General features: G+C 44.5%; 13 protein-coding genes. 7 read left to right on the forward strand and 6 right to left on the reverse strand.

Going from position 1 to position 14,789, the window contains the following annotated elements; translation table 11 throughout:
• Positions 1–52: 52 nt before the first annotated feature.
• The gene (locus DLE54_RS12200; protein ID WP_110816951.1) at positions 53–1,921 is read right to left on the reverse strand and encodes a calcium-binding protein; all 1,869 of its coding nucleotides are present in this window, start codon (positions 1,919–1,921) and stop codon (positions 53–55) included.
• 499 nt (positions 1,922–2,420) lie between these two features.
• On the opposite strand from DLE54_RS12200, the gene trpS reads away from it, so the two are divergent.
• From trpS to rluB, 5 genes are all read left to right on the forward strand, one after another.
• Positions 2,421–3,518 carry a tryptophan--tRNA ligase gene (trpS, locus tag DLE54_RS09210; protein ID WP_110816952.1) on the forward strand — a complete coding sequence of 366 codons (1,098 nt, stop codon included), beginning with the start codon at positions 2,421–2,423 and terminating at the stop codon, positions 3,516–3,518.
• Between the two features lie 84 nt (positions 3,519–3,602).
• Entirely contained in the window at positions 3,603–4,478 is an 876-nt protein-coding gene (locus tag DLE54_RS09215) for a segregation and condensation protein A (protein ID WP_227535681.1), read from the forward strand.
• Between the two features lie 175 nt (positions 4,479–4,653).
• The gene (gene scpB / locus DLE54_RS09220) at positions 4,654–5,211 is read left to right on the forward strand and encodes an SMC-Scp complex subunit ScpB (RefSeq protein ID WP_110817376.1); all 558 of its coding nucleotides are present in this window, start codon (positions 4,654–4,656) and stop codon (positions 5,209–5,211) included.
• Positions 5,212–5,348: 137 nt separating this feature from the next.
• A complete protein-coding gene (locus tag DLE54_RS09225; RefSeq protein ID WP_110816954.1) occupies positions 5,349–6,356 on the forward strand; it encodes an alpha/beta fold hydrolase in 1,008 nt (335 codons plus the stop codon).
• Positions 6,357–6,552: 196 nt separating this feature from the next.
• Positions 6,553–7,590 (forward strand): 23S rRNA pseudouridine(2605) synthase RluB, encoded by a 1,038-nt coding sequence (gene rluB, locus DLE54_RS09230; RefSeq protein ID WP_011961171.1) that lies wholly within the window; start codon positions 6,553–6,555, stop codon positions 7,588–7,590.
• A 177-nt stretch (positions 7,591–7,767) separates the two neighbouring features.
• Here the strand turns inward: rluB and DLE54_RS09235 are convergent, their stop codons facing one another.
• Complete coding sequence (locus DLE54_RS09235; protein WP_110816956.1) at positions 7,768–8,328, reverse strand: hypothetical protein; 561 nt, start codon at positions 8,326–8,328, stop codon at positions 7,768–7,770.
• Positions 8,329–8,404: 76 nt separating this feature from the next.
• Positions 8,405–8,995 carry a hypothetical protein gene (locus DLE54_RS09240; RefSeq protein WP_110816957.1) on the reverse strand — a complete coding sequence of 197 codons (591 nt, stop codon included), beginning with the start codon at positions 8,993–8,995 and terminating at the stop codon, positions 8,405–8,407.
• Positions 8,996–9,215: 220 nt separating this feature from the next.
• Between DLE54_RS09240 and DLE54_RS09245 the strand changes: the two genes are divergently transcribed.
• Positions 9,216–9,809 carry a LysE/ArgO family amino acid transporter gene (locus DLE54_RS09245; RefSeq protein ID WP_110816958.1) on the forward strand — a complete coding sequence of 198 codons (594 nt, stop codon included), beginning with the start codon at positions 9,216–9,218 and terminating at the stop codon, positions 9,807–9,809.
• A gap of 190 nt (positions 9,810–9,999) precedes the next feature.
• On the opposite strand, the gene DLE54_RS09250 is transcribed toward DLE54_RS09245, so the two are convergent.
• The 3 genes from DLE54_RS09250 to DLE54_RS09260 all read right to left on the reverse strand — a co-directional run bounded on the left by DLE54_RS09250 (position 10,000) and on the right by DLE54_RS09260 (position 13,030).
• A complete protein-coding gene (locus DLE54_RS09250) occupies positions 10,000–10,641 on the reverse strand; it encodes a MarC family protein (RefSeq protein ID WP_011961175.1) in 642 nt (213 codons plus the stop codon).
• 235 nt (positions 10,642–10,876) lie between these two features.
• On the reverse strand, positions 10,877–11,773 hold the full coding sequence (gene nadC / locus DLE54_RS09255; protein ID WP_110816959.1) for a carboxylating nicotinate-nucleotide diphosphorylase: 897 nt from the start codon (positions 11,771–11,773) through the stop codon (positions 10,877–10,879).
• A gap of 183 nt (positions 11,774–11,956) precedes the next feature.
• A complete protein-coding gene (locus DLE54_RS09260) occupies positions 11,957–13,030 on the reverse strand; it encodes an NUDIX hydrolase (RefSeq protein WP_110816960.1) in 1,074 nt (357 codons plus the stop codon).
• Between the two features lie 504 nt (positions 13,031–13,534).
• Between DLE54_RS09260 and nadA the strand changes: the two genes are divergently transcribed.
• Positions 13,535–14,722, forward strand: a complete 1,188-nt coding sequence (gene nadA / locus DLE54_RS09265) for a quinolinate synthase NadA (protein WP_110816961.1) — start codon at positions 13,535–13,537, stop codon at positions 14,720–14,722.
• Positions 14,723–14,789 lie beyond the last annotated feature (67 nt).

Consider the following 14,789-nt stretch of genomic DNA (forward strand, 5'->3'; position numbering starts at 1 on the left):
TAAAAAGACGCCCCTTTGAAAGAGGCGTCTTTTTTGGTCAAGAAGCTATTGATTAAATAATAACCGCACTGGCCAACACATCGTCAACCGTTGAATTTAATACGGTTAAGTAGTCATTAGCATTTAAGGCCACTAAAACATCAGCCTTAGACTGAATGGTGTGACTGGCCAGACTGGTTAAATCATTAAATAACGATGAGGAGAATTCAATAATATCGTGATAGCCAATGTCGTTATTAAAGTCAAGGATAGTATCTGAGCCTGCGTTATTATTAACAACAAAGGTGTCATTGCCGATACCACCAATCAACCAATCATTGCCCGCACCCCCATCTAAGCGGTCATCACCTTCTGCACCATACAGCTTGTCATTACCACCAAGACCATACAGCACATCACTGCCTTCACCACCATGTAAGGTGTTATTACCTTTGGTACCTTGAATGGTATCATCACCGTCACGACCGAAAACGATATTACCACTTAAATTATCATCTGCATCACTGCCTTCGGTGTGGACGCCATACTCTTTGCCTTTGCTGAACCATTTAATTACTGGACGGTTCTCAATCAGACCTGTGCTACCAATATCATAGTTGTTTAGGTGGCTTGCCAATTCACCATTGAAGCTGACTGATTCAACATTATTGGCCTCAACCAAATTGGTGCCTTTTTTATCTAAGAAAAATAAGGTGTCATCGGCCATCTTAAAGACATCCCAGTCGCCACTTCTACCTTCGATGCGTATTTGGTCATGACCCTCATTGCCATCAACATGATCAACGCCTGTACCTGCTTTGATAATATCATCACCCAAACCTGCGTCAATATAATCAAAGTTCTTGCCACCAGCGATTAAATCATTGTGTTCGCTACCCACAATAAAGGCGGCGCTGCCATAATGGCTTGAGGTGTGCGACTTGTCATCTTGCACCCATGTTGTCGCTCGGCTTACGGCGGTTAAATCTGCCACTATAACGGTGCTGTCTTGCTTGGTATATTCATAGAAAGTAGAGTTGCTAATGCGGCTGATGGCATCTGTGGTAATACCATTAATGTGCGCATACCAGCCAGTAGGGATATTTAATAGTGAAAATAAGCTCACATCCCAAATAGGAGATGCATATACATCATTGAATAACACCACGTTATCAGTTGAGCCGTCAAAATCTTTATCTGGGTTGACCAATCCAAAATCTGCTGCTTTGATAGCATCAATAATACTAGACTCGCTGCCAGTAATACGATGTACCACATCGTTCTCATAACCAAAGTTTAAAATAACGTCGGAGTTTTCATAAATGGTAGGTACGGCAAAGGCCATATAGTCAGCATCTTCAAAAAAACCATCTGCCAAATTTTCACGCTCAGCGGCGATCATATTAGTTACAGCAGCGCCTGCACTATATCCACTAATAAGGACATCGCTACCGTCTAAACCATTGGCAACAGCAAAGTCTTTAACGACAGTTAAAATAGGCTCTAATAAAGCGATGCCTTTACGGCTATTAAAATCCAGATAGTCTAAGACATCGATGAGATTGTTGGTGCCCGAAATGTTGAGGTTAATGCCTATCAGTTTGCCGGCATTGTCATATTGGCCAAAGATAAGCGCTTGCGGGCCACCCACAGTCTTGCCACTGAACAGGCTATCTATTTGAAAGTATCCTTCCTTATCTACTAAAGAATCACTGACACCTAAATCGCTAGGCGTAAGCTGCGCCCAACCATCAGGAATACCTACTTTAGTCTCATTGGGGAACAAATCACCGGTCAGTTTACCAACAACATTTAGCGCATCAGCGCCTGGGATAAAGCCAAAAAAGCTGACTGCATTGGTATAGGCTGAGAGACGACTGGCATCGTCTACTAATTTGGCGGCCTCTTCACTTGAGTAGTTTTTATAGTCGAACATTCCCATACACGTTATATCCTTATATTGTGTAGTAAATCCATTTTACTGGGTTAAGTTGAGACCTGACTATAAAACACTAATGCAAGTCTTAATATAGCGGAATGTAAACCAATGAGTTCATTTTTTCTACAAAGTATTGCCCATATTAAATTATTTTTAACACCTTACTTTAATACCTTGCTTCAATTAAATAAAAATAATTAATACAATAAAATCAAATACTTAATAAAAAATTAGTTTATATTAAATAAAATAAAGCTTAAGTTATCAAGCAGATACAGCCCCTTGATAGTCACGCTATTAACGCAGTCATTAAGACGGCAAGCTAAGACAAAAAACTTGCGTAAATCTGCTATGGTTGTTTGTTTCGCTGTCCTTTTATGCTAATGCCTAAGGCCAATAGGCTAAGCAAATAAATCAGAATTTGTTATACTGCATTTACTTAAAATAGCTTCTTATATCTAAAGCCAGCCAAACCACTTCTCTTTGTAAAAGTAGAGCCCTTATGACTGTAGAACAAAATACTTCAGAGCACACTCAAAAAGCCGAAGACACTCAGCCAAAACGTATCTTAACTGGTGTTACCACAACCGGTATCCCACACTTAGGTAACTATGTGGGCGCTATTCGTCCTGCGATTCAATCTGCGCAAAACAGCCTAAATGAAGAAGATCAGTCTTTTTTCTTTTTGGCCGACTACCATGGCATTATCAAATGCTATGACCCAAAACAAATTCACGAATCAACCAAAGCCATTGCCGCCACTTGGCTTGCGTGTGGTCTTGATCCTGAAAAGGTAGTGTTTTATCGTCAATCTGATGTGCCTGAGATTCCAGAGCTTGCGTGGATTTTAAACTGTTCATGTCCCAAAGGACTGATGAACCGAGCCCATGCTTATAAAGCGGCAGTCGACATTAATAATGAAAAAAGTGACGTGGATCCCGACCAAGGTATCACCATGGGTCTGTTTGGGTATCCTGTCTTAATGGCCGCTGACATCTTAATGTTTAATGCCACCCATGTGCCTGTCGGCCGTGACCAAATCCAGCACATTGAAATGGCGCGCGATATCGCCGGTACGTTCAACCACAAGTACAAGTCATTATTTACCCTACCCTCTGCGGTGGTAGATGAAAATGTGGCGCTACTCACCGGTCTTGATGGTCGCAAGATGAGCAAAAGCTACGGCAATACCATTCCTTTATTTGGTGAATATAACCCACAAGTAGACCCCGAAAAGCAGATGCGTAAGGCCATCATGCAAATTGTGACCAATTCACAAGCCCCTGAAGAGCCAAAAAATCCTGATGACTCGGTAATCTTTGAGATCTATAAAGCCTTTGGTAGCACAGAAGAGATTGCAGATTTACGTGCTCAGTTTGAGGCGGGGATTGCTTGGGGCGATGCTAAGCAGATTTTATTTGAAAAAATTAATAGTGAAATCGCCCCTTTCCGCGAGCGTTATTTTGAGCTGATGGCCAATCCTAAAGAGCTAGAGGAAATCTTGCTCATGGGGGCCGAAAAAGCCCGCCGTCACAGCCGCAAACAGTTGGATAAAACACGCCGTGCTATCGGTATTAAGCCGTTAGCTAAGCTTAAATAAGGTTGGCATTTTTTGACAACTGTAAATGATAGCCGCTCAGACACGCAGGCCTATTCTGAGCCAAATTTAGACTCAGGCGCTGGTATTAGAATCTATACCACGCCTGTACAGTCATTGCCAGAAGACTTGTACATACCACCTCAAGCTTTTGCCATTTGGCTTGATCAGTTTGAAGGCCCACTCGACTTTTTATTATATCTGGTCAAAAAGAACAATTTTGACATCACAGACACCGCTATTTTGCCAATTACTGAGCAGTATTTGGCATATATCGATGAGCTTGATGCTGATCATTTTGAGCTGGCTGGTGATTATCTGCTGATGGCTTCGACTTTGATTGCCATTAAGACCGAGCTATTGCTACCGGCGCCTGAGAAGTTAGAAGATGAGCGCGACCCGAAAGCTGAATTAATATCTCGTCTGGAGGACTATGCTCAAATTAAGGAGGCTGCTCGTCGTTTGGACAATCTGATACGTCTAGAGCGTGATGTATTTTTGGCAATGGCTAGCCTGCCAGACCCTGAGGTTATGGCTGCTCAGCTACCAAGCTACCCTGCTGAAATACTGGTGGAGAGCTTATTAAAAATGCAGCTTAAACCTGACTATCAGATGCACAGTATCAAAGTTGATCCTATTCCCTTATCAGATCGTATTGCCAGCATCAGTCGCCAGTTAAGTGAACGTGGTGAAGGCGCCTTTATTGAGCTTCTTGATCAGAGTCAGGGACGTCTTGGGGTGGTGGTCAGCTTCGTGGCTGTGCTTGAGCTAATGAAGCGTCAGATTATTGATGTGATTGAGACAGACAGCGCGTTAACAACTGCGTCTGTGGCCATAAAACCACTCGTCACCCATAACATTGCCAATACCGCACAAGATGCCGTTACAGATGGCGCAGTACCGGCTGAGCATAAGCCGCCTACTTATAGCCTATCAAGTTTAAAGCTGCGCTGGGTCGCTTAATTCTTTATTGACTATGATGCCAATCCTCCTCGTCTGTGTGACCCCCCTTTAATTTTTAAAAGCCTTACTGATTATGCCCAATACGCCTTTTAACACGCCCCTTACAGTTACCACAGTTTCAGACCCCCATAAGGACAATGATGTGGCAGCAACAGGTCAATCGGCACAGGCTGACATGAGCGATACAGCGCAAACTGACCTTAACAATTTTCACCGTTATGATCAGCTAAGCCGCCGTATTGAAGTGTTGCTACATGCCTCTGAATCACCTCTGACCGACAGCCAGCTTAGAAAACATCTGTCTTTATCAAAGCCGGAGCTTGAGACTGCTCTGTTAGTCTTACAGCAAAGACTGACCACAGGTGTACTCAGCTTAAGTGAATCTGCCAGCGGCTATCGGCTACAGATTCGCAGTGAATATAGTGCATTAATTCAACACGTCTTCCCGCAGCGATTAGAGAGCTTAAGTCAGGCATTGCTTGAGACTTTAAGCGTGATTGCTTATAAACAGCCTGTGACCCGAGGTGATATTGAGCAGGTGCGAGGTGTCACCGTATCTAGCAATATATTAAGGCAGCTGTTTGATAAAGGCTGGATTATTGAAAAAGGCTATCGAGAGACTCTAGGGCGCCCTGCCCTTTTGCATACCACGCCACAGTTTTTGGATGCCTTTGGGCTTGAGAGCCTAGAGCATTTGCCGCCACTTCCTGATTTAAATTTGCAAAGTGACTAGGGCATTCAAGTCAAGCGGTAGGCATCTCATTGATAACTATCTATGATGTAAAAACAGACTATGATGTAAAAATAGACAGGCAGTCATATTTGCATAGCTTATTTTGCATAGCTTATAAGGATATAAAGTGATCAACGATGATACATCAAACGCTTAATCTTGTGACCACAGCAGACCATCAGCAAATTGCTGTTTGGAAGATTACAGATAATGAGGCCATTAAAAATCCCCTAAATCCGTCCATAGGCAATCATAAAAGACAAAATCTATTGTTGCTTCATGGCGCTTTTTCGGACAAAGGGGTCTGCCTCGGTATTGCCAGTTATTTTGCGTCTTTAGGTTATCCCTGTTTTATTATGGAATGGCGTGGTCATGGCAGTAGCAGCCAGCCCAAAACGCCCTATCATTTAGAAGATATCGCTTTTTATGATGTGAGGGCCACTCTTGATTACTTAGTTAACGAGCTAAACCTCGATAATTTACACTGTATCACCCACAGTGGTGGCGGTATTTGCCTAACCATGCTTCTGACCCGCCATACTGAGTTTGTCGATAAAATATCTAGTATCACTTTATTTGCCTGCCAAGCTTTTGCTGCAGCGACCACCCCAGTCAGCTACGCCAAATTACTGCTAAGTAAAGCTGCCACCCGTCAAATGGGGATTGTAAGAGGCAAACGCCTAAAGCTTGGCACCATGAATGAAAGTTACTATCTACTGTCACAGTGGATGGACTGGAACTTAAACCAAAACTTTAGTAGCTACTCGCCTACCCCGATAAGACATCAGTTAAAACAGGCCTTTAATCAGCGAATGCATCGACTGATTGATAAACGCTCAGGCCAGGGTTTTCAACGTCGTCATACCGCTGTTATCCCGCAGCAACCCTTCGATTACCGTACTGTGATGCCCTATATCACTACGCCCACTTATGCTATTTGTGCAGCAGGTGACTCTGTTGCACCACCACAAGGGTGCTTAAAGTTTTTACAAGCCTTTAACAATGCTAACAATCACTTTCGGGAGTTTGGTATTGCCAGTGGCGATTTAGAGAATTATAACCATACCCGTATATTTTTAAGCCGTAATGCTGCCGCCGAAGTTTGGCCCACAGTACTTAACTGGATTGAAAAGCACAGCCGCTAATGCTTTTTCTTGCGTGGACAATAAAAAATGCAGCTGGTAACCCCTCATAACACTTATAAAGTGGCCAGATTACTCAAGGGTGGTAAGAAAATATCCACAATAGCCACAATATCACGTACAATAGCTGCGTTAATTCTAAAAACTGAATAACCTACATTGTGAAATGTAGTCACCCACCGATTCCAGGATGCATACCATGCCTCAGTCAAATCAAAACCCCGAAACCCAAGCTCCCGATACACTACAAAGCGATGTTACCATTGACCACAATGGCGATTATCAGTTCGCAGCGCCTACCACTTCTGCCAGCACAGCCGGCACCGAAAAGCTACAAAAAGCATTGGCTCGTATGGGCCTAGGCTCACGTCGCCAAATGGAAGAGGTCATTAAAGCAGGCCGTGTTTCTATTAACCAAAAACCTGCCAGCATCGGTGATCGTGTCGAACAAGGCGATGAAATCCGTGTTGATGGCCGCCTAATTAAATACAAATCTGAGCGTGAAAAACGCCGCCGCGTTTTGGCCTATTACAAGCCAGAAGGTGAGATCTGTTCTGCCAATGATCCAGAAGGTCGTACCACGGTATTTGAGCGTCTGCCTAAGCTGACTCATGATCGCTGGATTATGGTGGGTCGTCTAGACATTAACTCTACGGGCTTATTATTATTCACCAACGATGGCGAATTGGCGCACCGTTTAATGCACCCATCAAACGAGATTGTACGTGAATATGCGGTACGTATCTTAGGCGAGCTGACCCCTGAAATGATGCGCAATTTAACCGATGGCGTTATGCTTGAGGATGGCCTTGCTAAGTTTGAAGACATCAAACAAGGCGGCGGTGAAGGCGTAAACAAATGGTATCACGTGAAGCTAAAAGAGGGCCGTAACCGTGAAGTACGCCGTCTGATTGAATCACAAGGCCTAAAAGTAAGCCGTCTACTGCGTACCAGCTATGGCTCAGTGGATCTACCCAAGGAGCTACGTACCGGCCGCTTTATCGAGCTTGATAGAAAAGACATTCACCGTCTGATTGATCTGGTCGGCATACGTCCTCGTGAGGACATGGGTGTGCATGGTAAAGCCAAAGAGAAAAAAGAGCGCTTCCAGAAAAAACCGATGAAAGCCCGCACCATTCGTACCAGCTCTCGCAGCGGTCGTGCCAGCACCTCAACTGGCAAAAATACCAGTGCCACTCGTGGTAGAGATACTGGTAATAGAGGCTCTAAGCGTTAAATACGACTTATTTATAGCGCATTTATATAAAAAGCCCTTAGTAGATGAACTGAACCCCATAAGTTGGACACAACTTATGGGGTATTTTTGTCAGCTTCGGGTGGTATGCTCCCTATTTAACTGATATCCATATTTAACTGACGTTCATATTTAACTCAAAAGGGACTTGTAAAGGCATTACTGACGCTGCTGCAAATAGCGCTGCATCACCTGCATGTCCTGCAAGGTATTATGCTGATAACGGGTTAGTAGCGCGTCTAACTTAGCTTCAATCGTTATCAATAGCTCAAACACTAGATTTAACGCACTGCCCTCACCGTGCGACTGAGTCGGTGAGTCATGTTGTGTTTGTTGTAACACGGCATCATGACGGGCAAGGCGTTGGTAATTGGTCAACAGCTCAGGCAATCGCTCTTTTAGCAGCTTATTAACTAAGAATTCTTCTTCGCTCACAGCGGGTGTTTGCCCCAACTGTGTCAGCTCATCTCGCCACTGCTGTAACAGCTGTGCCTTGGTGTCTATGCGCTGTAATTGCTGCAATACACTGGGTGGTAAGTCTTGCATCCGCTCAGCCGACAAAGACAATTGGCGCATTTTAGGCTGCTGCTGTGAGGGCTCTATATATTTCATTTTGCCTGGTGTAATACCCACTGCACGATGAAAGGCGAGCCAGCCCTTACGGCCCACATAGCCGGCTGCCACTAAGGTAAGTACACCTGCACCGATAACCACACTCATTTTTTTGTCACCTATGGATTATAAAGTTTGAGCTTAGCGACGATAAGTACACATGTCATCTTATTTCTCAAAGCTTTTATTTCTCAAAACGCTGCTGCAAATAGCGATTGGTTGCCAACAGCTTTTGACCATCTTGATGATAAGCGGCATCAAGCAACCCATCAAACTGTGTATCCACTGTATTTAATACTTCCAATAAAGCTTGTCTGCCCGTCATGTTTGAGTTTTTAATCTTAGTGGTATCAGCACGGCTTAAGGCGTCACCGCTTTTTTCAGCAGAGATAACCACGGTTTTGTTGACGTTACTATCTAAGTCGTGCAAGCGTCGATAATCGGCCACCGCTTCAGGAATATGGATATCCATGACGTTTTTTATCATCACATAGGTCTCATTGACCGCATCTTTGTCATCAATAACGCCATCATTGTTAGTATCGCCATATAGCCGCTTTAGCTTTTCACCTTTTTCATTAATGAGCGCCAGCTTTTGTGCGACCTCTTGCGGCATGCTTTTTTCGGGAATGCTGCCCAGTTGCGGCATGGCTTTATACTCAAGCATCTTGGGCTGAGTAAGTTTTTTTACGCCCCGATAGCCCAAGTAAATACCGGCTGTAGGCAGCACGCCATATAAAATGAACATCACAAACATTGCAGTGGCTTGCGTCATAACCTCATCCCTTCGTGTATGTTTATCATTTGACCAATGAGTGCCCTCACCCAAGCTCTATAGGCTCATTTGGTCATATCATCTCGACTGACACCCGACTATAATTGCACCCAAAACTTATAAAACAAGACAGATGGCAAAGCCGCTGCTGTTGATGGGTGTAAATCACTCATATTGTAAGCTATGGCTCTATTTTAATAATTTACCATGAGATAACCAGATGGATTATGTATCAGGCTTTGCGCTCGGCTTATCACTCATCTTCGCCATTGGCTCCCAAAATGCCTTTATCTTAAAGCAAGGTCTAAAAAAGCAGCACGTGTTTGCCGTATGCCTGTTTTGTGCCCTATCAGATGCGCTTCTCATCTCGGCAGGGGTTGCAGGATTTGGCGCCATGACGGCACAACATCCCAATATTGTGAATATTGCGAAGCTTGCTGGGGCTTTATTTTTATTAGTATATGGTCTGCAAAGCTTATATGCAGGCTTTACCAAGTCGCATGCCCTAGACAGTAATGCTGCCGCCGAAAGCAGCTTAAATAGATCGCTTATGCTGTGTTTTGGGTTTACCTGGCTTAATCCACACGTGTATTTAGATACCTTGGTACTGGTCGGTATGGTATCTACCGGTGCCAATAGTAAGCTGCTATTTGCCACCGGTGCGGTGAGTGCTTCTTTTGTGTTTTTCTTCAGCTTAGGGTATGGCGCGCGCCTACTCGGCCCACTGTTTGCCAAGCCTAAATCTTGGAATATTTTAGATGCTTTAGTGGGCGTATTAATGCTTTATTTATCTTGGCATCTATACAACAGTTAATCTAAATCTGCGCCAAATTAGAGCGATGTTTGAGCAATTGTCCAGTTAGACTAAGCCTGATAAAAAAGCCCCTGCTGATGAACTGACCCCCAAATCTTGGACGGTTTAGTTCAATTAAACAGGGGCTTTTTGGTATAACACCATAAATGAGCAACCAATAGCTAAGCGTAAAGCTTATATCTATCGGCCTTTAGATCAGACCAGGAAAAACAGTCTTAATACCATTGACCAAGATTTCGATGGCCACCGCTGCAAGCAGCATACCCATGATACGGCTAATAATATTAAGACCGGTGTCACCTAAGAACCGGCTTAGCTGACCGGCGGCCATTAAAGCCAAATAACAAAATATAGAAATGAGCAAACCGGCAATAATGATGGCCAACTTCTGCTGCCAACCTGTCACTTGTGCTGAGTAAATAATAACGGTAGAAATCCCGCCTGGTCCCACCATCATCGGAATGGCCAGAGGCACAACGGCAGCGGCGGTACTGCCTATGCTCTCAAAGCTGTCATCAACTTCCACGTTTTCTTGATTGGGCTTTACCGGATTACCCTCGCCATTCATCATGTTAATGGCAATCAAAAATACCAATACCCCACCAGCAATCTGGAACGAGCCCACTGAGATGCCCAGCACTTTAAGTAAGGTCTCACCAGCGACGGTAAAAAAAGCAATGGTAATAAACACCGTCAAACTACTGATACGCGCAAAGCGGCGCTTATCAGTCATGCTATAGCCACGAGTCGAATCTAAAAATAGCGTTAAGGCACTAAAGGGGTTAATTAGTACCACAAATGCCAAAATTATTTTGACAATTTCGGTGTCCATACGGGCGCCTCAGTTTGCAAAAAAGGAGCGATTTTAGCACATGCCAAGCCGTGCAAATACCTTTTATTATAGAGCAATAATGGCTTTGTGTATTAGCTGTGTATCATATTATTACAAGGCATCGACAAGAATACTGACTTTCTTCACGTTGATAGCAAGCAGTATTTTTACCCTATTTTGCTATAAATCAAATCTTTACAATGACTTACACAATATTTGGCGTATCTGTAGAGGATTAAGCGGTAAAATCCATACCGATATCTAAGGCTGTGGTACTGTGGGTCAAATAGCCCATGGCTATAAAGTCAACACCCGTTTGGGCAACTGCGACGACACTATCTGGGGTAATCCCCCCTGATGCCTCGGTCTTAATACGTCCGCTGGGATGATTTTTGCACAAGGCCACTGCTTTATGTAACGTCTCTGGAGCCATATTATCTAATAATACCAGCTCAGCGCCTGCCTCTATTGCTTGTTGCAGCTGCTCTAGGGTATCAACCTCAATCTCAATGGGAATAAGATGACCGGCCAATTGCTGGGCTTGTTGTAAGGCCTTGGCAATGTTACCGGCAATAGCAATATGATTGTCTTTGATTAAGATGGCGTCATCGAGGCCCAGACGGTGATTGCGCCCGCCGCCACAGCGTACCGCGTATTTTTGAACAGTGCGCAGACCTGGGATGGTCTTACGGGTACACGTAATTTGAGCCGGATAGTCAGCCACCAAATCTACCACCTTACGTGTGGCTGTCGCAATGCCACTAAGATGCGTCATAAAATTCAGTGCGGTGCGCTCCGCGGTCAACAAATTGCGAGCATTACCACTAATGGTCGCCAGCACCTCACCCTTACTCACCGCTGCACCATCTTGAGTATGCGCTTTAAATTCGATATCTGGATCTACTTGCGCAAAAGCCAATCTGGCCAAGTCAAGCCCACACACCACGCCATCATCGCGCACAGTTAAGGTCAAAGTTGCTTGCTTATCTGCCGGAATGGTCGCCTGCGAGGTCACATCACCACGGCGGCCCAAATCCTCTAGTAGTGCGGCCTGAATTAAGGGTAGCAGTAACACATCATTCAATGGTGGCTCTACTACAGTGGCGGGCTCATGGGCGGCAGATATTGACATAAAGCGTCCTTATTTAAAAAGCGATATAAAATGGGTGGTTTCACGGCGACCGGTGATAAAGTTGATTCAATGACAGCTGATTTTAGGCGCTAAATAAAGCTAAAAAACGACATAAAACCTAGGCTAATAATGCTCATTATGAGCATAAATATAGCGGAGAAATTTAACATTAGCAATCACTAATTAAGATCGGATGGCACTTTTGGGCAGTTTACTGTCCATCAGCAAGCTTTGTAATTCAACATCGAAGCGAAAACGATACAGCTTAGCAGGACGCCCGCGACCGGTTTGACTACTGTTACCTGTCGGCTCTAGTAGGTTTTGGCTCTCAAGCAGACGTCTAAAGTTTTGTTTGTGTAGAGCCACACCAGATAACGCTTCAACGCTTTGTTGTAATTGCAATAAGGTAAACTCCTCTGGCATCAAGCCAAAGATGAGCGGGCGATATTCAATCTTAGCACGCAGGCGAGATATGGCCGTGGCTATCACGCGGCGATGGTCATAATACATCGGCTCTCCTGTGGCTTGTTGCCAGTCATCAGGCAGTTTTGCGGCATTATAATATGGTGACTCAGGCAATAATCCAGCTTCATACAGCATCTCGTAACGCAGCAGGGCATGCTCAGCAATCCACTTACTAAACATCTCTTTGACACTGCTACTGTGGCTGCTATCACTGGCGATTACTGCTTCAAACTCTGAGTCATCTAGCTCCCAATCACCGCCCCAACACAGATAAATGCGCTGCAAGCGCTTGATGCGCTCATCATTTGTATCGGCCAAATCTGCCCACTGCTTCAGCTTCTGGGTAATCAGCTGAGTGTGTTTTTGTACCTTTTTATCCAAATGATTTTCCCAAGGAAAATAGTCATACCAGTCTCGCCACTTAGCGCCACTTTGTGAGCGAGCTTCTAAGTGAGGAAGTTCAGAATTTGGGCTTTGTGCCGCCACCTCTTGCACCAGCCCCATATAGCTTACATACACCAGAGCATGCCCCTGTTTATTGCGGCGATTGGTATCAACAAAAGTATAAAGCTGCTCAATATAGCCTAGAGGTTGGCGGGTTTGCTCCTCCACCCATTGACGCACGCCGGCCTGTAATGATCGGTGCAAAGGCATCAATGGACCATTAGGAAGCAGCTTACCGCCATCTACCGTAAGTACACGGGCACTGTTATTAGTAATAGCAATCAACACCGCAACCACCTCTGTGGTTCCACTGCCTTGGCTATGCGCGTGAGAAAAAGACAAACTCATAAAAATATCAATACTTATTAAAAGGGTGAATGAACATATCAAAAAATCGTAGTGCAGACACAAAAACATCTTAGAGCAGCAAACATACGCTCTATTTTTCCAGTTTTAGTCTTGGTAACAGCTATTTGTAGTTGTCTGGACAAATGGTGCAATGATTCGCTATGTAGTCACTTTAGTATAGCCGTTAATGGTGATAATTACACGGCTTGACATTATGTATCAAGCTGTTGAGCACCTGTATTTTGTTGGTTTTATGCACTAAGGCGGCGCTTAAAATTATCCTGCCTGACAACCAAGTTATCCCCTCGTTTAGAGACTGACAGAGCATTTTTATTTCTCAATGACTAAAAAGGCTTTAAAAGCAATTATAAAAAAATTCTTGTATTTATACTCAAAATGAGCATAATTATAGCCATTGCTTTATTATTTGCTTATCAAGTTTTTGCTCTCAAGTTTTGATTAATTAAGTGCCGCCTTTAGAGCACACAACGACAGGGATTTTTTATGACTACCTCACAAGCCAGCTCGTACACGCCCGCTGAGAAGACTGAGATTTTTGCTTATGACGCGCCAACTTTGGCCCAAAGCAACCAGTCTTCTGCCATTCAAAGCATTGATATCGACTATGCCAAAGCTAAGATACCCGCTGAGCTGTCTCGTACTGAGCGCCTGCAAGTGGTAGAAAACATTAAGCGCCTGCTAAAACAGCACAATGCGGTACTGGTGGCGCATTATTATGTCGACCCCTACATTCAGGACTTAGCCTTAGAGACCGGCGGCTGTGTGGGAGACTCCTTAGAGATGGCACGTTTTGGTAAAGAACATGAGGCGCAAACCTTGGTGGTGGCCGGCGTAAGGTTTATGGGGGAGTCTGCCAAAATTCTGAGTATGGAAAAAACCGTACTTATGGCAGATCTTGAAGCTGAGTGTTCGCTGGATTTGGGCTGCCCTATAGACGAGTTTAGTGCATTTTGTGATCAGCATCCCGACCGCACTGTGGTGGTCTATGCCAACACCAGCGCAGAAGTCAAAGCACGTGCAGATTGGGTGGTGACCTCATCTGTGGGTCTTGAGATTGTGACTCATCTGCATGAGCAGGGTCAAAAAATAATCTGGGGACCAGACCGTCATTTGGGTAAATACATTCAAAAACAGACCGGTGCTGACATGCTGCTGTGGCAAGGCTCGTGTATTGTACATAACGAATTTAAAGCACGTGAACTTGAGCAATTAAAAGCACAATACCCTGAGGCTGTGGTGCTGGTTCATCCGGAGTCTCCTGATAGCGTGGTGGCTTTGGCCGATGTGGTGGGCTCAACCAGCAAGCTATTAAACGCCACCAAAGAGATGGATAAACAAACCTTTATCGTGGGCACTGACCTTGGCATCTTACATGAGATGCAAAAGCACTCACCGGATAAGCTGTTTTTGGCAGCCCCTACTGCTGGTGAAAGCGCAACTTGTAAGAGCTGTGCGTTTTGCCCTTGGATGGCCATGAATGGTCTAAAAGGTATCGAAAACTGTCTACAGACTGGCAGTGGCGAGATTAAATTAGCGCCCGAATTGGCACAGGCGGCTTTAAAGCCACTACAGCGTATGTTGGACTTCGCCGCTGAGCAAAAACGTCGTGTGGCCACCAGTGGCGATATTATTGAAGACCGTGCGTTATTTGCAAACGTTGGCCCAGCTTAAGTTTTCGCTATATTAAGCTGCTGCTGGCAGGCTAAATGTAGTCCCCATAACACCTTTTAACCAGAGA

Source organism: Psychrobacter sp. YP14, from assembly GCF_003209315.1.
In the GTDB taxonomy this organism is placed as follows: domain Bacteria; phylum Pseudomonadota; class Gammaproteobacteria; order Pseudomonadales; family Moraxellaceae; genus Psychrobacter; species Psychrobacter raelei.